We start from the raw sequence: 25008 nt of genomic DNA, 5'->3' as shown, positions 1-25008 counted from the left end.
CACTAATATTGCTGCTGCACCGGCCACTGCACTTGCGGCCAATACTCGCCATTTTCATCGCGATACACTGTGACACGGTAATGCGCCGCATAAGGTAAATCGATTCGTTGCAGATAGCTGGCACTTTCAGGCATATCGAACAAAATACGGAGCAACTGCTTCATGACACCACCATGGGTAACCAGCAAGATGCGTTTGCCTTGATAGCGACTTAGCAAGGCTTGCCAGGCTCTTACCACCCGCCTGTCAAACTCCTGTAATGTCTCGCCACCGTGCGGGGTTGATTGCCAGGGATCTTTCCAATAATTGCTCAACAGCTCTCGCTCTGTTTGCCACAGGCTTTCACGACTCTGACCATCCCAGCGACCAAAGTTCATCTCTTTCCAGTCAGGACATTGCTCAAGCGGTAACGATAAATTTGAGGCAAACAATTTGGCAAAATCATGGCAACGCTGCAAAGGTGATGAGAGAACCTGCTCAACATCATGTAGTCCCTCAACAGCAGCATGCATTTGCGCCAAACCTTCCGTGGTAATCGGGAAATCTGTATGTCCCCGCAGACAACCGTCGCCTTCTGGTAAACCATGTCGCAAAATGTCGATACGGGTCGTTGACGTCTGATTCATTATCCCGCCCTATCCATTACACATTTATAATGCAGGCCCTTTCAGCACCTGAGGAATGCCTGCGGTCACAAAAACGACCCGCCCAGCCTGTTTGGCAATAGCCTGATGCAGCCACCCGCTTTCATCAACAAACAGACGCGAAACCTCCCCCATAGGCACTACACCCTGCCCAACTTCATTGCTGACCAGAATAATCCGCCCTTTCGCTTCACTCAGAGCATGAAGAAATGCCTGCTTTCTCTCTTGCCAAGGGTGTTGGTTCACCTTCGGATCAAACAAGCAGTTAGTCAGCCACAAGGTAAGACAATCAACAAGCAAGCAATAGCCGGGTTTACTGTATTCCTGGATCACAGCAGCCAGATCTCGCGGTTCTTCCACCAGCAGCCAATGCTGTGGTCGTTGTGTTTTATGGCGGGCAATACGAGCTGCCATTTCATCATCCCCGGCAGTGGCTGTCGCAATGTAAACCACCTTCAGTTCAGATTCTATTGCCAGCGTTTCGGCAAGGCTGCTCTTACCTGATCGTGCCCCACCGAGTATCAGTTCTGTTCCAATAAACCCTGTCATCACTCCACTTACAAACCGCATTTCAATCCACAATGCTATCCATTGTATGGCAGCCACTAAAGCATTACTATCTAAACACTTTCATTGCGACTGCCACTGTAACCCAAACCAACAATTATGTTCGATTCTTCTCTATTGTTCCCCGATGCTCTCATCTGGTTACTGCTGGCATGCAGTATTGTCAGCCTATTTATTACCCACCGGTTTTGGCCGTTTCTTTTATCATTTGTGCTGTTATTGGCCTTATGGCTTGATCGGCTGACGCCTATTGCCACGGCAATCATACTGGTCGGCTTGGGAATTGCGGCTTTTTCTAAAAGGCTGGCTGGAAAATGGCGGGCTTCGGCGCATTTCGCAGTAATACTCTGGGGGGCGGCCCTTGCGCTGCACCTGACTCCCGGCTTCGGCAACCTTCTGGTCCTCGACAAGGTAATAAGCGGCCCCGATAGTATCCCGTTTACCATGTATCTTAACCTCGACAAGCCACTTATTATCTTCGGCTTATATCTGCTGGTTCCGGGCATGTTAAGTCAGCACAGAGATATCTCGTTATCCAAAGTCGCAGTATTAGTTGGCCTGTTTGCTCTGACACCAACGCTAGCAGCCCTGTTTAGACTCGTCAGGCCCGAGTTTTCCTTTCCCGAATGGATATGGCTATTCGCCTTCAATAATCTTCTATTCACCTGTGTTGCAGAGGAGGTCTTATTTAGAGGCTATGTACAAAATTTGCTAACTCAGCGGTTTAGTCATTGGATAGGTATCGGTGTTGCCAGCACCCTATTTGGCCTGGCGCATTTCGCCGGAGGTCCTTTGTTTATACTGGTGGCCGGTTGTGCAGGTATCCTCTACGGGCTGACCTATTACTGGACTGGCCGGTTAAGTCTGGCGATCGGCGTGCACTTTGGGTTTAACCTTGTGCACCTGGTCTTTTTTACTTACCCGTTAGGGAAATAGTTGAAGATGAACGAAATCTGAATATTCAACTCATCATTAATTCAGAACACTTGTTGTTTAATAGCACCATAGACAACGAGGAGACAGAATCATGATTAAAAAAACGATCATCGCAATTGCAACTATCGCAGTTATGGCACCAGCAATGGCACTGGCTGGAGACCATGATAAAGGCCAATCCATTTCATATTCAGGACCGGTAGATACAGTAACAGTTGCTGAGCTGTTGGAAGATACTGGCATGTTGACCGAAAGAAACGCCGTCGTTGAAGGCAAGCTCATTAAACAAATCAATGCTGATACTTTCATTTTCAGTGACGGCACCAAAGAGATCCAAGTTGAAATCGATGACGATATTCGTCTTCCACAAACCATTGATGCCACAACACGGGTAAGGTTGTTCGGTGAATATGAAGGCGGCAATACCCCAGAAATTGAAGTCGACCGCCTGCAAATTCTGTAACACTCATTCCATGCCCTTTCTTTGCCCCCTGCTGCTGGGGGCTTTTTTCTTACCGGCTCATGCTTATCGACATATCTGCTGACAGTTATCAATCATCTTTATAGAACAGACATGATAAACTCCGTTTTCGCTGCAATATATGGTAGTTTTGCAGTGTTGCTATAGAGGTCAGAATGTCAGATACACTGTTGTTCCACAAAACTTTCCTTCACCCATCCAGCAAAGACTGGGTTGTTTTTGTCCATGGTGCCGGAGGCAGTTCATCTATCTGGTTTAAGCAAATCAAAGCTTACAAAGCACATTTCAATATATTGCTCCTAGATCTTCGAGGCCATGGCAAGTCGAACTCTATGTTCAAGGACATGATTGCCAATCCCTATACATTCAAGGCAGTGACGACCGATATTATTCAGGTTCTCAATCACCTGAAGATCCAATCAGCGCACTTTGTCGGGATATCGCTTGGCACAATCATTATACGAAACCTGGCAGAACTGGCGCCGGAGCGAGTGAAAACTATGGTGCTCGGCGGTGCCGTGACTCGCTTGGACGCCCGCTCTCAGGTCTTGGTCAAACTTGGCAACCTGTGCAAACACATTATTCCCTACATGTGGTTATATGAGCTATTCGCCTACATAGTCATGCCACAAAAAGCTCAGAAAGAGTCGCGCTTGTTGTTTGTCAATGAGGCCAAAAAACTCTGCCAGCAAGAGTTTAAACGCTGGTTCAAACTGGCGGCAGATGTCAATCCGATCATGAAGTACTTCAAGGAGAAGGAACTGTCAATCCCTACCCTGTATCTCATGGGGGAAAACGACTACATGTTCATCAAGCCAGTAAAAGATATGGTAAAAAAGCACGAGCATAGCTACCTGACTGAATTCGATAACTGCGGCCACGTATGTAATGTCGAACGCCCAGATGAATTCAATCATCACTCTATTGCATTTATCCAAAGGCACCAGGCTGAACTACCAACGCTAAGTGACTAACATATCAATTACACGGGAGCATCCTTATATTGGGTAACATATTGCAATTACACCAGAGCACTTGACTATTGTTCGTATTTTGCGCAGTCTGGTTTTAAACCTTCAATAAATAAGTTGTTTATGACTCCCTCTTTGACTGCTGAGCAGTGTCAGAGCCTGGAAAAAGCATTGGCTTATCTTCGTCTAAAAGCCGATTTGGCTCTGGCACCAGAACTTCCGCATTTTGCCGGGAAACCCTATCCTCTCGGACGCTGCAATGAAATCAGAAACAAAGTGTTCGACCTTTGGTATGAAGCACTGCAGCAACAGGATGAAATGGCATTTCAACCTATTCGGGAGTTTCTACAGCAAGGAGGCTCGTTAACCAAAGTCTGGGGTTCATTACGTGATGAATATTTTCAAAATGCCATTCAGATCGGCGATTGGTATGTCGATGTCGCCAATGACACGGTGAATCCAAATAAACCTCGCGTTGAGATCTGCCAGATGGAGACGTCTGGATTTGGTCCGATCTCCAGTTTTGAACAGTTTGTCGCTATCGCGCGAACTTACTGGGAAGTTGAAATTTATCGCAATGATGTTGTTCCAGCCCTCGCACCGTTTCTACCCTTATTGTGTGTCAATTCTCAGGGAGCGTCATGGCTGGCCGCCGCCAATGACGATATGCTTGCCTTAGCAACCCAAAGTGGCTTTGCACTTTCAGAGCGAGTTTTACAGGAGATGCCGCCTGCCAGTGAGTTACTGATGAGCCGCTGGCGACAGAAATTATCACTATTGGTATCAGAGTCGCCTTTCTATGAGCGGCAATATGATGCGCAAGTGTATTGTCAGCGTTACCGGGAAGCAGGCAAGCATGACTCAGTCGTATTTCGAGATCAAGCCGTGCGGGCTTATATGTCGTTAGCAAATGGAAGCTAGTCATCGGGCAATAATAAGCCCAAATGAAATGACACATAAAAAGCTCCCAGTCCTTGTTTACCCAACAACTGAGAGCCACTTCAAGCTGAGTTCTTTAATCTACCATCAGCCAATAAGATACTGAGAACCAGTATCGATACTAGGCAATAGCCGCACCCAAGAATTCAACCAAATGCTTTGTAACAAACTCTGGTTGCTCAAGATTACTGATATGACCCGCAGCCGGAATAATGACATATTGACTACCGTCGATAGCGTCATGCATCAGCTGAGCTTCAAGCGGCGGACGCGGTGAATCTTCCGCACCAACCATGATAAGTGTCGGCAGCGTCAGTTTTTCCACCTCTTCAAACGTATCACGACGACCAAATACCATACGGCCAATACGGGTTATATCCAAGGCATGCTGCCCGTTCAATCCTGCCAGGTGGCTTCGGAATTGAGCGACCAGTTCCGGGGTGTTCTGCTCGGCATTTCGAGCAAAGAACATCGGCGTGATCATGTCAATCATAGGTGCAGGAACAAGCTTAAGATCTGCAATGGTATCTAGCATTGCGAAATACTTCGCGTGCGTAACTTCAGGTTCGTAACCGATAAAGGTGTCCATCAGAACCAGAGACTGAACGCGAGCAGGTGCCTTCAATACTAACTCTGCTCCCCACATACCACCAACAGACAGGCCAATGATTGAGAAATTATCGATATTCAAGTGGTCCAGCAAAGCCAGAATATCATCTGCATAGTCGCGTAGCGTACGCGTCTTCTCCGGAGCCGACTCAGACTGACCGTGACTCCATAAATCCGGAACAATACAACGATAGTGCTGGCTCAAAGCCTCGACCTGAGGTGCCCACATCGCGCTATCCCACAGGTAGCTGTGGCCAAAAACGAGTACCGGCCCTTCGCCCTTATCAAGAAAGTGCATGGTCTTATTATCAATAGTAAATGTACCCATTAATTCGGTTCCTTTTCCCAAATAGTATTCGCGCAAGATAATACCAATTAAATGAACTAACTACACGACCTGCAGATACAAATACGCCCGGTATATACCGGGCGTTGCAATGTAAGGTAACGCAGCGACAAACAACTTATATAGCGGGCTCTCTGCAATACTTGACAATCACACGCTTCATCCCTTGCTGGTACAACACCCAAGCGCTGATTCCCGCAGCTACGTTACCAATCAAGGCACCGACAAACAGCCCTTCCAGCCCACCAAGCTGAGCACCTAGCCAAATCGCTGGCAGGAAACACACAAACAAGCGCAAACCTGAAATCAATAGTGCCCTCATCGGCAGCGCCAGAGCGTTACAGATTGAAACCATCAGCATACAGACACCAAGCGGCCCCAAGCTCACCGGCACCCAAAACAGATGAACCGACAGAATTTCGCTCACCGACAATTCACTGGTCAGCAAGTGACTCAATACTGGCGAGGTAACAAACAACGCAGCCGCAATTACAAACTGCCAGATTAAAACAAACTTCACGGCAAGCTTTATCAAGGCCTTTATTTTACAGATTTCACCGGCTCCGAGCATTCGGCCCACCATAGGTGGCATTGACATGGTTAGCGCCAATACCACGACAATAGAGAAGAATTCCAAACGTGACCCCAGCGCCCATGCGGCAACTGTTGCGGCTCCAAATCCGGCCACAAGCTTGGTTGCCAACATCGATGACAGTGGCGGTAATAGCTGACTTAGCATCGCCGGTGCCATAATATTCGCCAACTCCTTAATCGAGACCAAGACATCCAGCCCCTGCCAGTTCAGACTCATCCAGTGGCGCTTAAGCACAAGTGGATAAACAACCAGCAAACCGACGCCAAAGGCAGCAATCGTTGCCCATGCAGCCCCCACAAGCCCCATATCAAGAGTAAATATGAAAATCGGATCCAACACCATATTGAGCACACTGGTTACCATCATCATGATCCCCGGCAGCATGGTATTACCGTTTGCACGACATAAACTGTAGGCGAAATACAGCATCGCCCCCGTCCATGAACTTGCCAGCCAAACAGGCCAGTACGCATCTATCACGGGATAGACATCTGACGGTGCACTTAGCAACATCAGGATCGGGCCGCGCAAAAACCAAATAAGGACACAGATTAAAAAGACACTGACAGCGCCAGTAAGTACCACCAAGCCACCGAGCTGCTTGGCACGCAATGTCTCGTCAGCACCCAACACCCTCGATATTAATGAGGTTGTGGCAATACCCAGCCCCACTTGCAAGCCAATAACGACCATTTGCATAGGTAACGTGAAACCCTGAGCGGCAAGTGGCAACACCCCCAGCTGACCAATAAACGCACTATCAACTAACTGAAAGCTCATCAACGACAATACGCCAAATAACATCGGCCAGGTCATGCTAAACAGCTGTCGGCCTAAATCGGGATAATCAGATTGGGATTTAGTTGAACTATGAGAACTCATGTCACACTTCGGTATAGGTAATCAAGCCGTCTAGTTTACGTTCTTTGAAGACTGAGCTAAAGGAAAGAAAAGGATACGAGAAGATGAATACAGAAAATAACCGTGGTAGCGCAATTGAACACCCAGGACAGCATCAAATAACAACGTGACACGGTTATTCTTAAGACATGTTGTTACAGCGTAACCAACTTAACGAGGTCAGCAGGACGATAGTAAACTGATTTCAATACCTTGCCCTGGCGGATAATTTTACCTTCAAGATCTACATCTTTTGCGCACTTCGCAATAATGAACTCACCTTTCTGGCTACCAACAATCTCTACCCCCTGCTTGGCGTAATGAGATTCTGTATCACGAAACTCTTGCTCGTTACGGCACACTTTACTCATATTGCTCGAGTGTACTTCATTCCAGCAAGTGACAAAGTCAATGTTAAGGCGCTCTGCAACCTGAAGTAACAGGTCGATGATATAGCTAATACCGATATTGGCTTCAACCTGCTTGTCACCAAGATGAACCAAACGTCCCATAAGCACGTAGACAGAATCAACAATCGCATCAGCCTGCTCAACCAAGGAGTCTGCTTCAGCCAACTCAGTTAACTCCTCGACAGCCAATGACGTATGCAGGGTGTCCATTTGCTCATTTAGTGTCGATGGGGTTTCAATATCCAGGTCAAACGTTGTACGGAATTCACGGATATCTCGATAGAGATGATCAAATAATGTTTGATCCAGAACGGCAAGCTTCATTAAACAGTACCTTTTTTATTACAACTAGAGTAAAGACGACAATAAAAAATCAGTGCCGACAGCTCGACGCTACCGGCACTGATCTTAATAACTACAATACATGATTAAAATGCTTTTGGTGCAAAGCCGGTAACTTCCTTGATGCCCATTTCACGGCCAAGCGCTGTCATCGGGTGTACCACAACCAGACCTTTTACAGACTTCTTCAGTTTACCCATATCGGCCTGTTCAGCTTTGGTCAGCACACGGTTAAACGCCAGAGATTTTACATCTGCACCCTTCTTGCCCATTTGGCGCTTCTGCTGTGATTTTACTTTATTAATTTTTTTGGTTAGCGTCTCGATCTCTTGAGTTGCCTGGCCAGCAATAGCCTTGTCACCACGCTCTTGTGCTCCAGCAAGTTTACGACGTAACTTGTCTAAACGGTTATTCATTTGCTGAAGCTCTTGCTTTAAATTCATGCTGTTACCTTAAAATACACTACCACAACTTGATATTTGCCCAATGCGGCCCATCGGCTGATAAGTTGTCCGACCGCATAGTATATACAGTATGTACCCTCTTTTCATCGCTTGTTGCGAATAACTTCAATATTCACTACTAGATAGCAACACTAACCGGAGTAATTATATCCTTATCCAAACTCAGCGAGACATACCCCACAGGAATACACCGAACAACCTCAGAACAATTTACATACAACACTCAAAAATCAGCAACAAAATCAACAGAATTTATACATTTAGATGCTTCCATTAAATCTGATAAGTGATCTGTATCACAGACAGTTGTAGCACACTGTCTGTACACTCGCTCCACTCAATTGGCTGAGGTTTATTATGTGCGACTACTGCAAAGTAGGCACAAACGTTTATCGTGTTAAAAGAAATTTTCTGGAAAAAACAATTACTCACAGACAGTACCAGAAGTTTAAATGTGCCGAATGTAATAATCATTTCTTTATAAAAATTGGTTCTAGGGCTATCGCTCGATAGCACAAGCAACACTAAAAGAAAGGCCACCAACTCTGGTGACCTTTCTTTGTTTACCGAGTTAATTTTACCTTACTTCGATATACCCCATTAACCCTGCCTTCAGCTCGTAAGTCGGTATATGCTCGCCGTTAACAGCCCCCACTCACCTGAACTCACAGGAAAATGAAAAACACTCTCATTATCAATCAATAAGTCATTTTAAATGAGTTACTTAAAATAGTCCTAAATATTAAGCAAATTTCTTCGACATACAGGAAAAGTGCGTCCAACTCGACTAACTTTATAGTGTTATCAATATGAATTAGGCCGTATATACACGTTGTTCATAGAAAGGTGCACAAGTGAACACTTTCCAGAAGCTGCTTTTTCCCATCGTTGTTGTGTTCATGGTGATACTTGGCTTTCTCTACTCGTATATTCCTCATATCATTGCGGCCAACACGGTACGTCAGGCTGTCGCCTCCTCAGAACACACCGTCACCCAATTTAAAATTTTACGTGACGTTTATTCTAAAACGGTTTTATCCGAGATCCTGGCCCACACTACCCTAACCGTTGGTACCGATGTTGAACATGACAGTGGTGTTATACCGCTGCCTGCCACTCTGGTTCAGGAAATAAGTCGGAGGCTCCATGATAAGGGAACCCAAATCAGGCTCTACAGCCCTTATCCTTTTCCAAACCGTAAAGACCGGCAGTTAGACGAATTCGGCTCGTCGGCCTGGCAGGCTCTCTCCAAAGATCCAACAAGTTCGTATTTCAAGGAGTATCATTCCGACGGGCGATCATATATTCGGGTAGCTGTCAGTGATGTACTCAGCAACCAGACATGTGTGAACTGTCATAACCAGATTACCGATCCCACTGGCAATCAATGGCAAGTTGGCGATTTACGAGGGATATTGGAAGTACAAACAGACATAACGCTGCCAATACAAAATGGTATTGTGATCAGCCGCTACATTATTATTGCCCTTCTGATTGGCCTGCTGTCTATAACTCTCACACTATTGATTACCTACCGGGTGACGGTTCAAAAACGCCTTTCAGCCTGTATAACCGCCATGGATAAAGTCGCAAACAGTGACGGCATCAGCCATTATAAGCTGCCGGAAAGCGGAAATGATGATATCAGCCACCTGAGCCAGACCTTTAATAAGATGTCATCCAGGCTGAACTCCTCGCTACAGTCATTAAAGCAAGAGCGCACACTGCTCGATAATAAAGTAAAAACACGCACCAGAGAGCTTGAAGTCGCCACACAGCAAGCCAACAACGCCAACAAAGCCAAGTCACAATTCCTTGCTGTTATGAGCCACGAATTACGGACTCCTCTCAATGGTATGTTAGGCATGGCGCAAATCATGACCACTTCACAACCAGAACATCAACCGGAGCAACAAAGGCAGCTCAACATCTTACTGGAATCAGGCCAACATTTACTCTCTCTGCTTAACGATATTCTCGATTTTTCGAAAATTGAACAAAACAAGCTAGAGCTTGAAATCCATACTTTCCAGCTTGCCGATCTCATCGAACCCATAGAGGCAACTTATAAACCGATATGCCATAAAAAGAAGCTGACATTCAACTTGGACACAACACTTCCACCTACGACGATGCTGCGCAGTGACAAGTCCCGAATTCGACAGGTGATTTACAATATCTTAAGCAACGCCGTGAAATTCACTGAAAGTGGCGGGATCAACTTATCGATCCAGACCGAGAAATGCGGATCCTGCTCAGAATCCCTGCTGATTATCACGATTGCAGACTCTGGCATCGGCATCAGAAAAGAGCGTTTGAAACGTATTTTTGAGCCCTTCACACAGGCCGAATCCAGTACCACACGTTGCTATGGCGGTACTGGCCTGGGATTGGCCATCGTCAAACAGCTAACCGGGTTAATGAGCGGCAGCGCCAAAGTTGAAAGTACACTTGGCAAAGGAACCACTTTCACTGTAAGTATGCGCGTCGACATCATAGATTCAATGGGTGACAAGTGTGCCGACACAGTGGCAACTTACGTAGAGTCATCAGAACCCCTGCCAGAAAAGCTCAACGTCTTAATTGTTGAAGATAATAAAATCAATGCTTTAGTTGCCAAGTCCTTCTGTCAACGTATAGGTTACCGGGTCACGATAGTGAAAGACGGCGCTCAGGCAATCGATACGCTCCGGCAAGAGCGCTTCGATCTCATTCTGATGGACAACCATATGCCAACCATGGATGGATTATCCGCAACCAGGATCATTCGCCAGCAGTTAAAGCTCGATACCATTATCTTTGCCTGCACGGCAGACATCCTCAAGAAAAATCAAAATGAGTTTCTGGAGGCTGGCGCCAACGCCATTCTTTCCAAACCTATCCTTGACGTAAAATTTAGAGAGGCACTCTGTCAGTTTGCCCCTCGGCTCAATCAACAGACGGGGTCTCATCCACAAGGCACTGAGCTCATCAGTTACAGGGAACTCATTGAGCAATGTGATGGTAACGAGCAAAAAGTCCTTCAATTGCTTCAGCACTTTATTCAATCAATGAGCTATGAATATGAGTCGTTGCCTATTTATTATCACTCTGATAGCTATCAGCAACTCGCTATGAGTGCCGACAACATCAGACAAATTGCAACAGATTACAAACTTGCATCACTCAAGGCAATGGCAACCTATATCGTTGCTGTTGCCAATACCGGGAACCCGCCAAAACTTGAGGTTATTCGTGATCTCAGCCGTTTAATGAAGAAGAACATCGAGCAAGCCAGCTATTTTTTGCACAAACCTGAAGGAAAATCTGGTGTTTCAACAGCCTATAACGGGCTTCAGCAAAGTAATTGAACAGACCTCAGGCAAAAAACGGACATTTATCAACCAATCACGTAAAATTAGTCCCCACAGATAAGTATTATTCATCTATAATCGGCGACCGTATTTTTGGTCAGGCTCAGCCGTCTGCTTTAGGAACAACGAATGTCATTTGCATCACAAAGCTTTTCTCCGGAAATTGTACGCGCACTTACCGAGTGCGGTTACGAGAAATTAACGCCAATTCAGCAACAAGCGATTCCACACGCTCGTCGCGGGCATGATATTCTTGCCAATGCACAAACCGGCACCGGCAAAACAGCAGCCTTCTCCCTGCCGATTATCCAGCAGATCTGTGATAAGCCTAAGCAGCGTAGCCGTTTTAATGTGCGTGCACTAATTCTTGCACCGACCCGCGAACTTGCAGCGCAAATTGCCAAAAATATTGAAGACTACACCAAATATGTCTCGATCAATGTCGCGGCTATCTACGGCGGTACCAAGATGGCCTCCCAAGAAAAGAAACTTGAGCAAGGCCTAGATATTCTTGTTGCCACACCGGGTCGACTGCTTGAGCACATGGAGCTGAACAACGTTTCACTCGCTAACCTTGAGTTTCTTGTCTTCGACGAAGCTGACCGTATGCTGGATATGGGCTTTATTTCTGATATCCGCCTGATCATGAACGATATCCGTACCCAGCCTCAGACCATGCTGTTTTCGGCAACTTTCTCTAGCCAGATGAACAAGCTGTCCAATGAAATCCTGCGTAAGCCAAAGCGTATTTCAGTGAGTCCAGAGAACGCAACGGCCGAAACAGTTGCCCATGTTGTTTACCCGGTAGACGATGATCGCAAACGCGAGCTGCTTTCAGAGCTTATCGGTAAGAAGAACTGGCAGCAGGTGCTGGTTTTCGTCAACTACAAAGAAACAGCCAACGAATTGGTTAAAGAACTAAAGCTGGACGGCATCAAGGCTGTGCTCTGCCATGGTGACAAGGCGCAAAGTGCCCGACGCCGTGCGCTGGAAGAGTTTAAGGAAGGAAAAGCCCGTGTGATGGTAGCAACCGAGGTTGCAGCCCGAGGCTTGGACATTCAGGGACTGCCGCACGTCGTGAACTACGATATGCCTTTCCTGGCCGAAGACTACGTACACCGCATTGGTCGTACCGGCCGTGCTGGCCAACAAGGCCATGCCGTATCTTTTGTTAGCCGAGAAGAAGAGCTGACTCTGGTTCAGGTTGAAAAACTAATCAGACAACGAATTCGCCGTATCCAGCTAGCCGGCTATGAGCCAGCCAACCGCGATGCTCTGCTTCATAAAATGCAGACTAAATCTGCATTCAAAGACCGTCAAGGCCGTACCAATAACCCTACTGACCAGTCTGATGCCGAACGACGTGCCCGACTTCGCCGCGCCGTTCTCAATAAATCAAAGATCACTAAGCTTAAAAAATAACGGCTAAAAGAAAGCCCTGAGGATACAAGTCTTCAGGGCTTTTTACTTTTAACCAGCAAGAATGATCAAATTCTTATATAGATTGGTTTAAATACTGCTCCAGCTTTTCCCCCGGTACAGAGCTTTGGGTACCTACCGCAAATGATGCCCACCTTGCCCCTTCAGCCATAGCATCTACAATCGACTCGCTGTTGACCAATGCATGGATCAACCCTGAAGCAAACGCATCGCCCGCTCCGGTTGTATCGACAACGTCAGTATCCAAAGCAGGAACAAAATGCGTTTCATCTTCTGTGTAGGCCTTAGCTCCATTTTCACCATCAGTGACAACAAAATAGCGCAGAGCCTCTCCGGCAATACTCTGCCCATATTGCCACAAGGGCAACGTTGTTCGGCCTGCCAAATCTGACTCAGATGTGATTAATACGTGACACGGGCGCAAACGCTCATCTTTTGCCAGCTGCGCGATAACCAATGAGTGCTCCAGAGCTTCCTGCGCCCATACCTCACAACCTTCTGCAGACGAATTTATATAAAGCGCATCCCAGTTGGCAAAACGAGGCGGTGTTCCCAGTACAAATCTAGGTCGTTGCGGGCGGATAATTGTCCGTTCACCATCAGGCGTCATTAGCAACAGTAACTCTGGTGTCACCACGTCATTACGGTGTAGCAAAGCACAATTTAAACCACTCAAGCTCGCTTCGGCCAATAGCCAGTCGGCAGTTTCATCTTTGCCTACCTGGCTAACCAGAGCAACATCGTGGCCAGCCCATACCAGTCCCAAGCCGGTATTGGCCCCGCCACCACCCAGGCGACGACCGGCATCTAAATAGTGGTGGCGTCCACCCGTTACCAACGGCTTATCCAACTGCAGCACACGATCACAATTTAGATTTGCAATCAGCATTATATTTGCCAAAAAACTCTCTCCCAAACCCACTTAATCACAAGTCTGACTATCATTATTCTATTAGTTATATACCCACTTTACGTATTAGTAAGCATTTTCTTGAATCCAAAAAAAAGCGTGAAGCCATTAGTTACTAACGGCTTCACGCTTTTAATGATACTTCAATTAACTGTAATCAGCGTAAGGGTTTGTTTGCGGCAGAACAATTTCCTTATCAAACTCAGACAACTTCAAACTATCTTGTGTCATTGATACCGATGACTCGTCCATTACTCGCTCACCAAACTGGTAACGAATGCTTTCAGTTCCGGAACAAGCTGCGTGATCATTGCTCTCTGCTGTCTGTTTTACATGCATATTCTTATCGTGATAAGCCAGCATGGCTTTATCACCATACTTGTTGCCAAGCATTGCAAGTGTTTGTGCCGGCGACAAGACTAAGCCCGTTGCATTGTTACCACCAAAGCCTTTGGCATTTAAGATAACAGCCTTGTAGTCTTCACCATGTTCACCGGCATATGCATGCTTGGCCAAAATATTGAGATTCGATGTATGCACATCATCGGCAATATGGTCGATAGTTTGGATCCCTGGGATCCAGCCATACTGCCACACACCCAAGGAAGCAATGAGCTGATCGCCTGCTGCCGCACTCATGGAATGACCGACATAAGACTTAATCGCTGTAACAGGCCAATTATCGATAGCAAATGTCTTGGCGACTTCATTAAGGATATGGCTTTCAGTCACACGGTTTTGCGGCGTACCTGTCCCATGCGCCTGCACATATGTCTGTTTAACGCCGTCTTCACCTAGAATGGCCTTTGCCAACGCAGTCGCCTTCGCCACCGTGACATAGTTACCAACACCTGGTGCTGAAATCGATTTTTTATTGGCATCGGCATTAATGAACACATCAGCCACAGAACCATAAATTGTCGCCCCCAGCTTCAGTGCCAGCTCATCATCCATCAGAACAACAAACTGTGACGATTCAGCCATAGTGAAGCCCGCATTGGAAGAAAACGGACGACACGCACGGCGATTATCAACCTTGTCACTATTATCCAGTGCCTTCAACTGATCATCTTCAGCCAGCGCGCCCATGACACGGAAACCTTCCATTACTTCGGCAACAACCGGAGCTTCGGCATTACCCACTATCACAACTTTCGATTTGCCATGCTGAATGTCATACATCCCCTGGCGAAGGTTGTAGAGGAAGGTGGCACAAGCCCCCATATTGGTGCCTGTGGTACCGACACTGTTAATGACATAGCCATTAATGAAGTCTGCAGGCATTTCTGCCAACGACAACGCCATCATCTTCGAGCTAACCCTGCCGCCAGTCAAAGGAGCTGCAAGCATTCCCGCCAAAGACTGATCATCGACTTGTGATAATCCACTGCCAGCATACACAGACACTTCATCAGGCTCGATATGAGAGAGTACCTCATCCCAGTCAATGCCCATTGAATTTAAAGCATCCGATGCACCATAAACGGTAAGTTTTAGACCGCGAGGGTGAAAGCGTGAATTATAGAGTTTGCCAGGGTCAAACCCCGCAGGGATATTACCGCCACTGGTTACCGGGAACGAAACACGATCCTCGAGCAAAGCGCCCAGTTCACCATTAACGGTAATTTTCACTTTGCTCCCCTGCTCTTCAACCTCCCAGTTCTCCGGGATTTTATTCGGCAGCTTCGACTTACGCAGGGTGAATGAAATTTGTTCGCTTTCACTGGTTAGTGACGCTTTATATTGATATAGCAAATTATCGGGATCGAAGGAGTCGATACGGCGTACCAAGGTGCCAGCCTTAATGGCATCAATAATTTCAGAATCCAGCATTTCACTGTCTGACAGGCCCATTCGGATGGCGAGATCCTGCCAGGTTGTTTTCATCTCATCATCGGATAATACATCAGCAATCATGCGCTTATAGCTATGAAAACCGGAGCTACGCCCGGCCGCATTCATTCCGCCAAAACCGACAATTAGAGGTAACTTTGTCATCCTAAACCTACATCAATATAATCAATTGGCCATAGGGTACCAATTTACACTGTTCATTCACCTAGCATTCGTGCCAAAATTACCAACAATCCGGCCATTACATACAAAATAGGCATGTCATCATGAGAGTAGGATTTGTTTTATACCCTCGCGCACTTATTACCGGCATCTCTCTGGCAGCCGAAATGCTAAGCAGCGCTGCCAGCTTGCGCCCCCGTCAGCTTCAACGTAAAAAACCTTTCGATATCAAAGTCGTTGCTCCTACCCTCACCCCACCCAAAGTACCTGCAGGCCTTAAACTACAACCTGATACGACCTTTGATGATTTGAATACATTTGACCTTGTTATTTTACCGCCAATGTGGGGAAATCCGCTGGCCTCTATACGTCAACATCCTGAAATCATTCCCTGGCTCAAACGCCAGTACCAACAAGGTGCCAAGCTTGTAGCTACAGGTACAGGAGTTATCTGGCTTGCCGAAACAGGCCTGTTAACAAATCAGGTGGCAACCACACATTGGTATTACTACGAGCAATTTTCGGCCCGCTATCCGGCTATCACCCTAAACAGGCAGGCATCTATTACTGAGGCCAATGGATTATTTTGTACCGGTAGTATCAACTCGCAGTCAGAGATGATTCTCTACCTGATCACGGAAAACTTCGGCCAGAAGATCGCAGGAACTATAGAAACGCATTTTGGCCACGAAATATCAAAATCCACCCAGCAACCCTTTTATCAAATTGGCGGCCAGCTCCAGTTTGATGAATCCATAGCCTTAGCCCAGGATTGGATGAAACGACAACTATCCAGTAGCATCACCGCACAGGATGTCGCCGATCATTGTGGTTTGCCGCTTAGGAGCTTCAATCGCAAATTCAAAGATCAAGTAGGCGAATCACCGCACCAATACCTGCAGAAAATACGAATGGAGGCCGCCCAGCAACTTCTGCGGGACTTTGGCATGTCAGTACAAGATGTCGCTGAACAAGTCGGCTATAAAGACGCCTACCACTTCTCGACCCGCTTTCACCGTCAGTTTGGCATTACCCCAAGCCAATACCGCCGAATGGTCAAAGCTAAAATTTATAATCCATAAAAATTCGCTTATTTGCGATTTGTTTTTAAAATGAGACACATAGAAAAAGTACTCCGTTACTAAGCTTTGCCTGAGCATCTTAATTATGGGGTTAAGTGGCATGGGTTGTTTCATTTTTACGCGTTGGTACAAGTTGGCGATTCTCTTCCTCTATGTAATATCTTTTCCCACTCAAGCTGAATTACTTCCAACAAGCACAACCCAACTAAATGAAAAAAGCTGTCGCCTGGATCTATACCATCTGAAGAAAAATGAAGAAAAAAAGTTCGAAAGTAAGCTTCAGTTAGCAATGATCACAGACAACATCCACAGGCAACGTTATGTCGCAATTAAAGCGGACATCAATCACCCAAAAGGCTTTGAAAATATTAGCTATTACCGTATGGGACAACCTGTAGAGATCTTCACCGCGAACTGGCGAAAGAAACGAGATGAATACAGTGTAACACGGTTGGTTATGTTAGGTGGAACCAGCGACAGACAAGCTTTTGATGTCTTTACTAAGCTGGTAAAACAAGACAAAGGACACCTTGAACTTAGAGCTTCTAACGAGCGTTACCATTTCACCGCCAAGAACAAAGATCTGAATGATTTTCTTGGTTGCCTCAATAAGCACTACCGAAACTGACAACAAAGACTTAACACCATTTTTTTGACGCTAAGCAACCAAAAAGCCATTGGCACTGGGCGCTGAGTTGCAGTAAAAAGCATTGACTAAAATATGCCACTTCTCAGTTTCTCATTAAATAACAGAGCTGTACGCCCAAGCCCTGTTCAGATACCGCTCAAGCCACACCAGCCCTGTTCATTCAGCATACTGCCCGTATGTGTTAACCATCATATTTTATGCAAGATATCAATTAACTTTTTAAGCTGAAAACACTTAATATTGTAAAAATTCCACATTATAAAAGTCCAACAACAGTCAAATTTGTGACAAAATACCGCAAGAAATGGCATGACAAGAACATCTGGGCAACCACACCTTGCAACATGTCCAGTAACAACTGAGTACCATTTTTTGATGAATGGATAACACATACGATGCAGTACATAAGTACCAAAAACCGAGAGGAACGGTAGCTTGAACCTTTCTATTAAACACAAACTTTCCCTTACATTTGCAGGAATCATTCTTCTTATCGCCGCAGTGCAGACTTGGCTCACCAGCGAGCGACTAACTGAAGAAGCTAACCGTTCAACTCAACAGTTAGCAAGCTCACTCACCCAATCAAATATCAGTGCGATCAGCCAGTGGCTTGATAGCAAAACGAAGATCGTTCAGGCCTCGATTGACAGCTTTAATCAAAATGCCGAGCCGACGGCCGCTTTGGCGCAGGCTATTGCCTCTGGTGATTTTGATTTGGTCTACGCCGGTACTCGACAAGGGGATATGATCACCGGAACCCCTGTCGACTTTCCTGCCGGATACGATCCCCGTCAAAGACCTTGGTATAAAGATGCAACGGCTGCAAACGGACTCGTCGTTACCACTCCATATAATGATGCTTCTTCAGGCAAATTGGTTATCACCGTTGCTCAGCCATTTAATGCTCAAATGAATAGCGGTGTCATTGCCGGTGATGTGTCTATTGATGCCTTGGTGAAAGATATTCTTGCCATTAATCAGAACGGCGTTTTTGCCACTTTGTTCAACGGTGAGGGAACGATAATCGCCCACCCTAACCAGTCTCTGACACTCAAGCCGACCTCGGAGATGAACCCGGCATTCAATGCTAGCCTTATCCGTAAAGTGGCATCGCAGAGTGACCTTGTCACACTGAATGTATCGGGCGTCGATAGCCTGATGAGTATTCAGCAAGTTCCTGGTACGGACTGGTACTTCTCGCTGGTACTCGATAAATCGGTTGCTTTCGCTCATGTCAGCGAAGCACTTATCGATGCCATCATCAGCGCTATTATCCAGTTGGTATTAGTATTAGGTGTAGCGACGGCTCTTATTTCACGTGCAATGAAGCCGCTCGATACCCTTTCTGAAGCCATGGCTGATCTCTCGCACGGCAACGGTGATCTGACTCGCCGCCTTAACTTCGATCAAGACGATGAAATCGGTCGCCTTGGGCAGCACGTCAATGCATTCATTGAAAAGCTGCATGTTTCTATTACAGGTATCTCTGGCTCATCGGAACATCTTTCACAACAGGCCAAAGACAGCCACGAGCTGGCATTACAAACCAGCGAAGCGTTAAACCTGCAACAAAACGAGATTTCTCAGATTGCAACGGCGATCCATGAAATGTCAGCGACGGCACAAGAAGTCGCCAGCCACGCCGAGCAAACTGCCGGAGCTGCCGTTGCCTCTCAAGATAACTGTAATGAAGGCAAGCAGGTGATCAGCCGAAACCAGCAGTCGATCACTTACCTTGCCGACCATGTTGAAGATGCCGCAAGCATCATCAAAGAACTTGAGAACAACGCTCAGGGCATCAACGCCATTCTCTCAACCATTCAGGATATCGCCGAGCAGACAAACTTGCTTGCCCTCAATGCGGCAATCGAAGCCGCTCGTGCAGGCGAACAAGGCCGCGGCTTTGCAGTCGTTGCTGATGAAGTTCGCGTCTTGTCGCAACGCACACACAGCTCGACCGAAGAAATTCGTGGCATGATTGAAACATTGCAACGCAACACCCACAGCGCGGTTGAAACCATGCAGCAGAGCCAGTCTCTGGCCACGAGCAGTGTTGACGATGCCAAAAATGCAACCAATGCCCTAGAGCGCATTACCGAGTCTATTCAGCATATTTCTGATATGGCAACCCAGATTTCAAGTGCGGCCGAAGAGCAACGTGCCGTAACTGATGAAATTAGCCGCAATACTCAGGCAGTCAATGATGTCTCTGACCAGCTTTCTACCGAAGCACAGGATGCTCAGAAGATGTCTGAAGAGCTTAATGACATCGCGCAGCACCTTAACTCCGAAGTCAGCAAGTTTAGGATCTAAGAGAAACAGTACCCCCTATAAACCGGGCTGTTCAAGATAGGAAAAAACGCCAGCGAATATATTCGCTGGCGTTTTTTTAATGCTTAACAGGATGCGATTAGTTTAAAGTGACTGAGCCATCTGGTTCATGTTGTGATTGCCCGTTTGGCTCTGGCTTTGTGCCTGAGACCTGTTGGTGATGTCATCATATTCACCGTCAATCACTGTTGAATTGGCAGTATAATCGCCGCCCTGTTGTTTAACGGCTTCGGCATATGCGGCTTCGACCTTCTTTTTAATAAATGGTCGGGCGATAAGCGCTGCTATACCAATGAACAATCCCATAATCGCTGCAAATGTCACCGTGAAAAAACCAACAACAAGTGCCAGAACGCTTGCTACAAAATTCTTCATATTGAGCCTCTTTATTTCTCAGTCATCTTCATTTCTATGGTTTGCAGTCTAGCTGAATGAAAATGAATCAAACATGAACACAACATTCATAAAGCAAAGTTGCTCTCTTATTCGTTTTACACTAACATCACGATTACTGTTTATTTATACAGGTCTAGTGATGATCACCACCTTATCTATCAGTAACTACCGCTCCATCCTTCAGCTAACGATGCCGCTCGGCCCACTTAATGTGATTACCGGAGCAAATGGCAGCGGTAAATCCAACTTGTACCGTGCGCTTCGGTTATTGGCTGATACGGCACAAGGTGGCGTTGTCAATTCATTGGCTGCCGAGGGCGGACTGGATTCAACCTTTTGGGCAGGGCCAGAAAGCCTGTCACCTGCGATGCGCCGCGGTGAAGTACCGGTTCAGGATGTTGTCAGGAAAGAAGTCAAACGGCTACGACTCGGTTTTTCTACCGAGGATTTCGGCTACTCGATCTCCCTGGGATTACCTGAGCCGTCTCGCTCCGCATTTCGCCTTGATCCTGAAATCAAACAGGAAAGTATCTGGAGCGGACCATTCTACCGCCCCGCAACCCAGTTAGTGGCTCGTAAGGGGCCGCTCATAAAAATCCGCGAGAATAGAAGCTGGAAAGTCGCTTCACAACATATCAGCCATTTTAACAGTATGTTCGATCAGATTGCTGATCCTGCTACGGCACCTGAAGTCTTCCATATGCGGGAACGTATCCGGAGCTGGCGTTTTTACGATCACTTCCGTACAGACAAAGAAGCACCAGCCCGGCAACCGCAGCTGGGGACCCGCACACCAGTCCTGCATCATGATGGTAGAGACTTGGCTGCAGCCTTGCAGACAATTCGTGAAATCGGAGACAAGCACGCCCTCGACAAAGCCATTAATGATGCTTTTCCCGGCGCGAGTATCAGCATTGTTCAGCACCAAGATGGACGATTTTCACTGGAGTTCTATCAAGAAGGCTTATTACGCCCACTGACAGGCAGCGAGCTCTCTGACGGGACACTCAGATACTTGCTGTTGGTTGCAGCGCTACTTACCCCTCGCCCACCTAGCCTGATGGTATTAAACGAACCTGAGACAAGTCTGCACCCCGATCTACTTCCAGCGTTGGCCAAGCTCATCATTCATGCTTCGGAAAACTCGCAGGTATGGGTAGTCTCCCACGCAAGCCGACTGATAGCGGCACTAAACCAGCACCCACTCTGCCATGCTATCGAATTAGACAAAGAACTCGGACAAACCACTATTCGCGGTCAGGGTATGCTGGACGAACCAGCCTGGTATTGGCCGGATAAATAGCACTAAAAGCCCTTTGTTTCCAAGAAGGCTTAAACACTTGAAAAATAAAAATTATCAAATATTCTTATTTTAATAAATTTTCACTATCAAATAATCATGCTAAATACCCAGTGGCTCCAAACCTTCATTACTCTGGTCGAGGTGGGACACTTCACCCAAACCGCCGAAAAGCTATTTATGACTCAACCGGGCGTCAGCCAGCATATCAAGAAGCTGGAGACGCAAACCGGTACGCCGTTGCTGCAACGGTTTGGTAAACGGTTTGAGCTAACCCCGGCTGGCGAAACGTTGTACCGCTACGCCCGTCGACGCCAGGATGACGAGCTAGCACTGTTCCAGGCATTACAAAATGATGACCCTTTTACGGGTGAATGTCGTATTGCTTGTTCAGGCTCGCTGGCGACATATCTTTATCCGCATTTCCTCAAGCACCAGCAAACTCACCCTAACCTCGCCATTCAACTTGAGGCAGCTCCGAACAAGCGGATCCTTGATAACCTGAATACCAACCAAATTGAACTTGGCATAATTACGCAAAATGTAGCCATTCCAGAATTAGAGCAAGAAAAAGTAGGTGCCGAGCAATTATGCCTAGTTATTCCCGCAGGTATGGAAAAGATTGTCATTAATATGGAACAATTAAACCAGCTTGGATTTATTAACCACCCTGACGGCGAACATTACGTAAGGCAAATTATTCAGGCTAATTTTGACCATAGCTTCAATAGCATCGAATCATTAAAAGTCACTGGCTATATCAATCAACTCAACCAGATCCTGCTCCCCGTTTCTCTGGGTCTTGGCTATACCGTACTGCCAGAAAAAGCCATAACCTGCTTTCCTCAGCAAACTAAAATCCATGTAGTTTCATTGGATAAGCCTGTCTATGAAAACTTATACCTGATCAGAAAAAAGCATCGCCCGTTGCCCAAGCGGTATGATTTCTTCATGAGACAAATCCGTACATTACTTTCATAACAGCAAATAAAAACAAAGCCTTGCAATAAGTAAGGCTTTGGACTGTATTTCTGAGGAACCACCAGATCAGAACGGTTTATCACAGGTCGCGCATTAAGGTCTCATATTCTTCTTCAGCAGATTCGATCAGTTTGGCTAGCTCTCTGGCATCATCATTAGCAAGATTTAGATGCCACCGAACAGATTCTGCACCTAATTGGTCACGGCAAACCAATTCAGTTTCCTTACCGGCTGAATAGAAATATAACTCATCAAAATCAGCCTTAAGGCTATTATTATTTTCCTTAATGTTTACCTCTAACTCCCCGGTCGGAATAACGGTTACTTCAGCGTGTAACTCATTATGACCCGGCAGAACAAACTGCCGACATTCAGCTAACATGATCTCTGCCTCCATCTTCAACCAACCTGTTTATATTTTAGCCAAGATATAGCCCCCTCGATAAAGATTCACAAAAACAACACAATCATTCACCGTTAAGCTTGATTTAGATCACAGTATGTAGCCATATAATCACTATTAGATGAATCATTCGATAGATTCCTAATTACGATAATCAGTTAAGAACCCTAAGGACGAAGTAATGATAGATTTTCGCTCTGATACTGTTACTCAGCCATCGCTTGCAATGCGTCAGGCCATCTCTAATGCACCAGTCGGTGATGACGTGTACAGCGATGATCCAACGGTTAACGACCTCGAGCTGTGGGCGGCAAAGCGACACGGGTTTGAAGCAGCACTATTTTGCAGCTCGGGAACACAAGCCAACCTGCTCGCATTAATGGCGCACTGTGAGCGAGGAGATGAATACCTTTGTGGTCAGCAGGCTCATAACTACCAGTTTGAAGGAGGCGGTGCGGCCGTACTGGGTTCTATCCAACCTCAGCCTATTGAGAATGAGAAAGACGGTACTTTATGTTTTAAAAAATTGGCAGCAGCCATAAAACCGGATGATGCACACTTTGCCCGCACCAAGCTATTGAGTATTGAGAACACCATCAATGGCAAAATCCTACCACTTTCCTATTTGCAGCAGGCTAGGGAGTTTGTCGACCAGCATGAACTAAAACTTCATCTAGACGGTGCTCGTGTCTATAACGCAGCTGTCGCCTTAGGTGTCGATATTACCGAAATTTCTAAACACTTTGACTCGATGACGATCTGCTTGTCCAAAGGCTTGGGTGCGCCTATTGGCTCACTGGTCCTTGGCGACGCTTCACTGATCAAGAAAGCACGCCGTTGGCGAAAAGTCCTGGGTGGCGGTATGCGTCAGGCAGGTATTCTGGCTGCTGCTGGCAAGATTGCACTAACTGAAAACATCGACCGACTGACTGATGATCATGCTAATGCAAAATACCTCGCTCAACAGTTAGCAGAGATTGAAGGCTTTAAGGTTAACATCGATCATGTAACCACCAATATGCTCTTTGCCAAGGTCGATCAAACCATTGATCAAGCACAGCTAGTCACAGCGCTCAAAGAGCAAGGCATATTAATCAGTGCAGGAAACCCGATGCGTTTGGTGACTCACTTAGATATCAGTCGCAAAGATATCGACAAATTTATCGCCACTTTGAAAAAAGCACTGGGACAGGGGTAATTTAGTCATTATCGTGGCTTATAGCATAAAGGCGCTCTCGGGCGCCTTCTTATTTAATCGTCAAAACCGGTAGCCAAAACTCAATGTCGACAACGCATGCCTGACTTCCACATCATTATCATCCACTCTTGTCGGCACGGCGAAGCGTAACCCCAACTCCCATTGCTTGTAGCTCATCACCACACCTAAATGTGAGTTAACCCCTATACCTGAATTTTCAAATACCGTTCTCTCACCATTACTCGCAATCAGATCGCCGTCAGCATTCAGGTAGTTGATCCCCGCTCCTAATTCGAAACGCCAGCTTTTACAGTCGCTGCATAGCGTTTTGTCGCCCCACTGATAAAAAAGCACTGGGGTAAAAGAAACAGAGTAACCTTCAAATTCACCATCACGAAAGCCCTGACGGTTATCGTCATCATAATCGAGCTTAAAATAAGCCGCATTCAGTTCTGTATGGTATCCCCACCGGCTATCGTCAGAAAAGTAAAACGGCGATTGAATCAGAGTGACAACTGGTGTGAAAGATGTTGACGAGCTAAACGCCACATCGTCGAACTGCCCTTTGTTTGAAACGTCTATTGTACCGGCACTCTTAGCGATCCCTAATTTCAGGCTCGGCATGCGAAAAAGGGTCTCAGCTTCTAAAGCAAGAACCGATTGCGACGGATTTAGCATAACAATGCTAAAGCAAAACCATCCATATTTTTGCATATGCTGTCCTTTAATACTTCCTGTCTAACAA

General features: G+C 46.4%; 23 protein-coding genes. 12 read left to right on the top strand and 11 right to left on the bottom strand.

Going from position 1 to position 25008, the window contains the following annotated elements; translation table 11 throughout:
* Positions 1 to 2: 2 nt before the first annotated feature.
* Together EIZ48_RS05390 and cobU are read right to left on the bottom strand one after the other, a co-directional pair.
* Positions 3 to 626: a histidine phosphatase family protein gene (locus EIZ48_RS05390; protein WP_160649075.1), complete on the bottom strand. Its 624-nt coding sequence runs from the start codon at positions 624 to 626 to the stop codon at positions 3 to 5.
* A gap of 24 nt (positions 627 to 650) precedes the next feature.
* Positions 651 to 1214 carry a bifunctional adenosylcobinamide kinase/adenosylcobinamide-phosphate guanylyltransferase gene (gene cobU / locus EIZ48_RS05385; RefSeq protein ID WP_240152882.1) on the bottom strand — a complete coding sequence of 188 codons (564 nt, stop codon included), beginning with the start codon at positions 1212 to 1214 and terminating at the stop codon, positions 651 to 653.
* A gap of 96 nt (positions 1215 to 1310) precedes the next feature.
* Here cobU and EIZ48_RS05380 point away from each other — a divergent pair, with 96 nt between their 5' ends.
* From EIZ48_RS05380 to EIZ48_RS05365, 4 genes are all read left to right on the top strand, one after another.
* Positions 1311 to 2147: a CPBP family intramembrane glutamic endopeptidase gene (locus EIZ48_RS05380; protein ID WP_160649074.1), complete on the top strand. Its 837-nt coding sequence runs from the start codon at positions 1311 to 1313 to the stop codon at positions 2145 to 2147.
* Between the two features lie 94 nt (positions 2148 to 2241).
* Positions 2242 to 2610 carry a NirD/YgiW/YdeI family stress tolerance protein gene (locus EIZ48_RS05375; RefSeq protein WP_160649464.1) on the top strand — a complete coding sequence of 123 codons (369 nt, stop codon included), beginning with the start codon at positions 2242 to 2244 and terminating at the stop codon, positions 2608 to 2610.
* A gap of 173 nt (positions 2611 to 2783) precedes the next feature.
* Complete coding sequence (locus tag EIZ48_RS05370) at positions 2784 to 3602, top strand: alpha/beta fold hydrolase (protein ID WP_160649071.1); 819 nt, start codon at positions 2784 to 2786, stop codon at positions 3600 to 3602.
* Positions 3603 to 3722: 120 nt separating this feature from the next.
* The gene (locus EIZ48_RS05365; protein ID WP_160649070.1) at positions 3723 to 4520 is read left to right on the top strand and encodes a hypothetical protein; all 798 of its coding nucleotides are present in this window, start codon (positions 3723 to 3725) and stop codon (positions 4518 to 4520) included.
* Positions 4521 to 4659: 139 nt separating this feature from the next.
* On the opposite strand, the gene EIZ48_RS05360 is transcribed toward EIZ48_RS05365, so the two are convergent.
* The 4 genes from EIZ48_RS05360 to EIZ48_RS05345 form a co-directional block, all read right to left on the bottom strand.
* Positions 4660 to 5475, bottom strand: a complete 816-nt coding sequence (locus EIZ48_RS05360) for an alpha/beta fold hydrolase (protein WP_160649068.1) — start codon at positions 5473 to 5475, stop codon at positions 4660 to 4662.
* A gap of 136 nt (positions 5476 to 5611) precedes the next feature.
* Positions 5612 to 6970, bottom strand: coding sequence for an MATE family efflux transporter (locus tag EIZ48_RS05355; protein WP_160649066.1), 1359 nt, complete (start codon positions 6968 to 6970; stop codon positions 5612 to 5614).
* Between the two features lie 173 nt (positions 6971 to 7143).
* Complete coding sequence (locus EIZ48_RS05350; protein ID WP_160649064.1) at positions 7144 to 7722, bottom strand: nucleoside triphosphate pyrophosphohydrolase family protein; 579 nt, start codon at positions 7720 to 7722, stop codon at positions 7144 to 7146.
* Positions 7723 to 7826: 104 nt separating this feature from the next.
* Positions 7827 to 8183 carry a YibL family ribosome-associated protein gene (locus tag EIZ48_RS05345; RefSeq protein ID WP_075767391.1) on the bottom strand — a complete coding sequence of 119 codons (357 nt, stop codon included), beginning with the start codon at positions 8181 to 8183 and terminating at the stop codon, positions 7827 to 7829.
* Positions 8184 to 9058: 875 nt separating this feature from the next.
* On the opposite strand from EIZ48_RS05345, the gene EIZ48_RS05340 reads away from it, so the two are divergent.
* Together EIZ48_RS05340 and EIZ48_RS05335 are read left to right on the top strand one after the other, a co-directional pair.
* Positions 9059 to 11554, top strand: a complete 2496-nt coding sequence (locus EIZ48_RS05340) for an ATP-binding protein (RefSeq protein ID WP_160649062.1) — start codon at positions 9059 to 9061, stop codon at positions 11552 to 11554.
* A 132-nt stretch (positions 11555 to 11686) separates the two neighbouring features.
* Entirely contained in the window at positions 11687 to 12979 is a 1293-nt protein-coding gene (locus tag EIZ48_RS05335) for a DEAD/DEAH box helicase (protein WP_160649060.1), read from the top strand.
* Positions 12980 to 13052: 73 nt separating this feature from the next.
* Here EIZ48_RS05335 and EIZ48_RS05330 read toward each other — a convergent pair whose 3' ends face one another.
* The gene (locus tag EIZ48_RS05330; RefSeq protein WP_240152881.1) at positions 13053 to 13886 is read right to left on the bottom strand and encodes a PfkB family carbohydrate kinase; all 834 of its coding nucleotides are present in this window, start codon (positions 13884 to 13886) and stop codon (positions 13053 to 13055) included.
* Positions 13887 to 14054: 168 nt separating this feature from the next.
* Positions 14055 to 15905, bottom strand: coding sequence for a beta-ketoacyl synthase (locus tag EIZ48_RS05325; RefSeq protein ID WP_160649057.1), 1851 nt, complete (start codon positions 15903 to 15905; stop codon positions 14055 to 14057).
* A gap of 122 nt (positions 15906 to 16027) precedes the next feature.
* Between EIZ48_RS05325 and EIZ48_RS05320 the strand changes: the two genes are divergently transcribed.
* The 3 genes from EIZ48_RS05320 (at position 16028) to EIZ48_RS05310 (ending at position 19967) form a co-directional block, all read left to right on the top strand.
* A complete protein-coding gene (locus tag EIZ48_RS05320) occupies positions 16028 to 17005 on the top strand; it encodes a GlxA family transcriptional regulator (protein WP_160649055.1) in 978 nt (325 codons plus the stop codon).
* A gap of 100 nt (positions 17006 to 17105) precedes the next feature.
* The gene (locus tag EIZ48_RS05315) at positions 17106 to 17633 is read left to right on the top strand and encodes a hypothetical protein (RefSeq protein WP_240152880.1); all 528 of its coding nucleotides are present in this window, start codon (positions 17106 to 17108) and stop codon (positions 17631 to 17633) included.
* 456 nt (positions 17634 to 18089) lie between these two features.
* Positions 18090 to 19967 carry a methyl-accepting chemotaxis protein gene (locus EIZ48_RS05310; protein WP_160649054.1) on the top strand — a complete coding sequence of 626 codons (1878 nt, stop codon included), beginning with the start codon at positions 18090 to 18092 and terminating at the stop codon, positions 19965 to 19967.
* 102 nt (positions 19968 to 20069) lie between these two features.
* On the opposite strand, the gene EIZ48_RS05305 is transcribed toward EIZ48_RS05310, so the two are convergent.
* A complete protein-coding gene (locus EIZ48_RS05305) occupies positions 20070 to 20360 on the bottom strand; it encodes an FxsA family protein (RefSeq protein WP_160649052.1) in 291 nt (96 codons plus the stop codon).
* Positions 20361 to 20520: 160 nt separating this feature from the next.
* Between EIZ48_RS05305 and EIZ48_RS05300 the strand changes: the two genes are divergently transcribed.
* Both EIZ48_RS05300 and EIZ48_RS05295 read left to right on the top strand, forming a co-directional pair.
* Positions 20521 to 21684 (top strand): AAA family ATPase, encoded by a 1164-nt coding sequence (locus EIZ48_RS05300; RefSeq protein ID WP_160649050.1) that lies wholly within the window; start codon positions 20521 to 20523, stop codon positions 21682 to 21684.
* Between the two features lie 96 nt (positions 21685 to 21780).
* The gene (locus EIZ48_RS05295; RefSeq protein WP_160649048.1) at positions 21781 to 22662 is read left to right on the top strand and encodes a LysR family transcriptional regulator; all 882 of its coding nucleotides are present in this window, start codon (positions 21781 to 21783) and stop codon (positions 22660 to 22662) included.
* Between the two features lie 79 nt (positions 22663 to 22741).
* Here EIZ48_RS05295 and EIZ48_RS05290 read toward each other — a convergent pair whose 3' ends face one another.
* The gene (locus EIZ48_RS05290) at positions 22742 to 23044 is read right to left on the bottom strand and encodes a hypothetical protein (RefSeq protein ID WP_075767619.1); all 303 of its coding nucleotides are present in this window, start codon (positions 23042 to 23044) and stop codon (positions 22742 to 22744) included.
* A gap of 202 nt (positions 23045 to 23246) precedes the next feature.
* On the opposite strand from EIZ48_RS05290, the gene ltaE reads away from it, so the two are divergent.
* The gene (ltaE, locus tag EIZ48_RS05285; RefSeq protein ID WP_160649046.1) at positions 23247 to 24263 is read left to right on the top strand and encodes a low-specificity L-threonine aldolase; all 1017 of its coding nucleotides are present in this window, start codon (positions 23247 to 23249) and stop codon (positions 24261 to 24263) included.
* A gap of 60 nt (positions 24264 to 24323) precedes the next feature.
* Here ltaE and EIZ48_RS05280 read toward each other — a convergent pair whose 3' ends face one another.
* Complete coding sequence (locus EIZ48_RS05280; RefSeq protein ID WP_160649044.1) at positions 24324 to 24977, bottom strand: hypothetical protein; 654 nt, start codon at positions 24975 to 24977, stop codon at positions 24324 to 24326.
* Positions 24978 to 25008: the final 31 nt, after the last annotated feature.

Origin of the sequence: Photobacterium alginatilyticum, assembly GCF_009910675.1 — a bacterium.
Lineage (GTDB): Bacteria > Pseudomonadota > Gammaproteobacteria > Enterobacterales > Vibrionaceae > Photobacterium > Photobacterium alginatilyticum.
Note: the sequence above shows the minus strand (reverse complement) of the source record. Positions and strands in the feature narration are given on the sequence as shown.

What these genes read in the sequence shown, in the direction of transcription:
- EIZ48_RS05390 (WP_160649075.1), bottom strand. Translation starts at nt 626, where the DNA reads ATGAATCAGACGTCAACGACCCGTATCGACATTTTGCGACATGGTTTA.
- cobU (WP_240152882.1), bottom strand. Translation starts at nt 1,214, where the DNA reads ATGCGGTTTGTAAGTGGAGTGATGACAGGGTTTATTGGAACAGAACTG.
- EIZ48_RS05380 (WP_160649074.1), top strand. Translation starts at nt 1,311, where the DNA reads ATGTTCGATTCTTCTCTATTGTTCCCCGATGCTCTCATCTGGTTACTG.
- EIZ48_RS05370 (WP_160649071.1), top strand. Translation starts at nt 2,784, where the DNA reads ATGTCAGATACACTGTTGTTCCACAAAACTTTCCTTCACCCATCCAGC.
- EIZ48_RS05365 (WP_160649070.1), top strand. Translation starts at nt 3,723, where the DNA reads ATGACTCCCTCTTTGACTGCTGAGCAGTGTCAGAGCCTGGAAAAAGCA.
- EIZ48_RS05360 (WP_160649068.1), bottom strand. Translation starts at nt 5,475, where the DNA reads ATGGGTACATTTACTATTGATAATAAGACCATGCACTTTCTTGATAAG.
- EIZ48_RS05355 (WP_160649066.1), bottom strand. Translation starts at nt 6,970, where the DNA reads ATGAGTTCTCATAGTTCAACTAAATCCCAATCTGATTATCCCGATTTA.
- EIZ48_RS05350 (WP_160649064.1), bottom strand. Translation starts at nt 7,722, where the DNA reads ATGAAGCTTGCCGTTCTGGATCAAACATTATTTGATCATCTCTATCGA.
- EIZ48_RS05345 (WP_075767391.1), bottom strand. Translation starts at nt 8,183, where the DNA reads ATGAATTTAAAGCAAGAGCTTCAGCAAATGAATAACCGTTTAGACAAG.
- EIZ48_RS05335 (WP_160649060.1), top strand. Translation starts at nt 11,687, where the DNA reads ATGTCATTTGCATCACAAAGCTTTTCTCCGGAAATTGTACGCGCACTT.
- EIZ48_RS05330 (WP_240152881.1), bottom strand. Translation starts at nt 13,886, where the DNA reads ATGCTGATTGCAAATCTAAATTGTGATCGTGTGCTGCAGTTGGATAAG.
- EIZ48_RS05325 (WP_160649057.1), bottom strand. Translation starts at nt 15,905, where the DNA reads ATGACAAAGTTACCTCTAATTGTCGGTTTTGGCGGAATGAATGCGGCC.
- EIZ48_RS05320 (WP_160649055.1), top strand. Translation starts at nt 16,028, where the DNA reads ATGAGAGTAGGATTTGTTTTATACCCTCGCGCACTTATTACCGGCATC.
- EIZ48_RS05315 (WP_240152880.1), top strand. Translation starts at nt 17,106, where the DNA reads ATGGGTTGTTTCATTTTTACGCGTTGGTACAAGTTGGCGATTCTCTTC.
- EIZ48_RS05305 (WP_160649052.1), bottom strand. Translation starts at nt 20,360, where the DNA reads ATGAAGAATTTTGTAGCAAGCGTTCTGGCACTTGTTGTTGGTTTTTTC.
- EIZ48_RS05300 (WP_160649050.1), top strand. Translation starts at nt 20,521, where the DNA reads ATGATCACCACCTTATCTATCAGTAACTACCGCTCCATCCTTCAGCTA.
- EIZ48_RS05295 (WP_160649048.1), top strand. Translation starts at nt 21,781, where the DNA reads ATGCTAAATACCCAGTGGCTCCAAACCTTCATTACTCTGGTCGAGGTG.
- EIZ48_RS05290 (WP_075767619.1), bottom strand. Translation starts at nt 23,044, where the DNA reads ATGTTAGCTGAATGTCGGCAGTTTGTTCTGCCGGGTCATAATGAGTTA.
- ltaE (WP_160649046.1), top strand. Translation starts at nt 23,247, where the DNA reads ATGATAGATTTTCGCTCTGATACTGTTACTCAGCCATCGCTTGCAATG.
- EIZ48_RS05280 (WP_160649044.1), bottom strand. Translation starts at nt 24,977, where the DNA reads ATGCAAAAATATGGATGGTTTTGCTTTAGCATTGTTATGCTAAATCCG.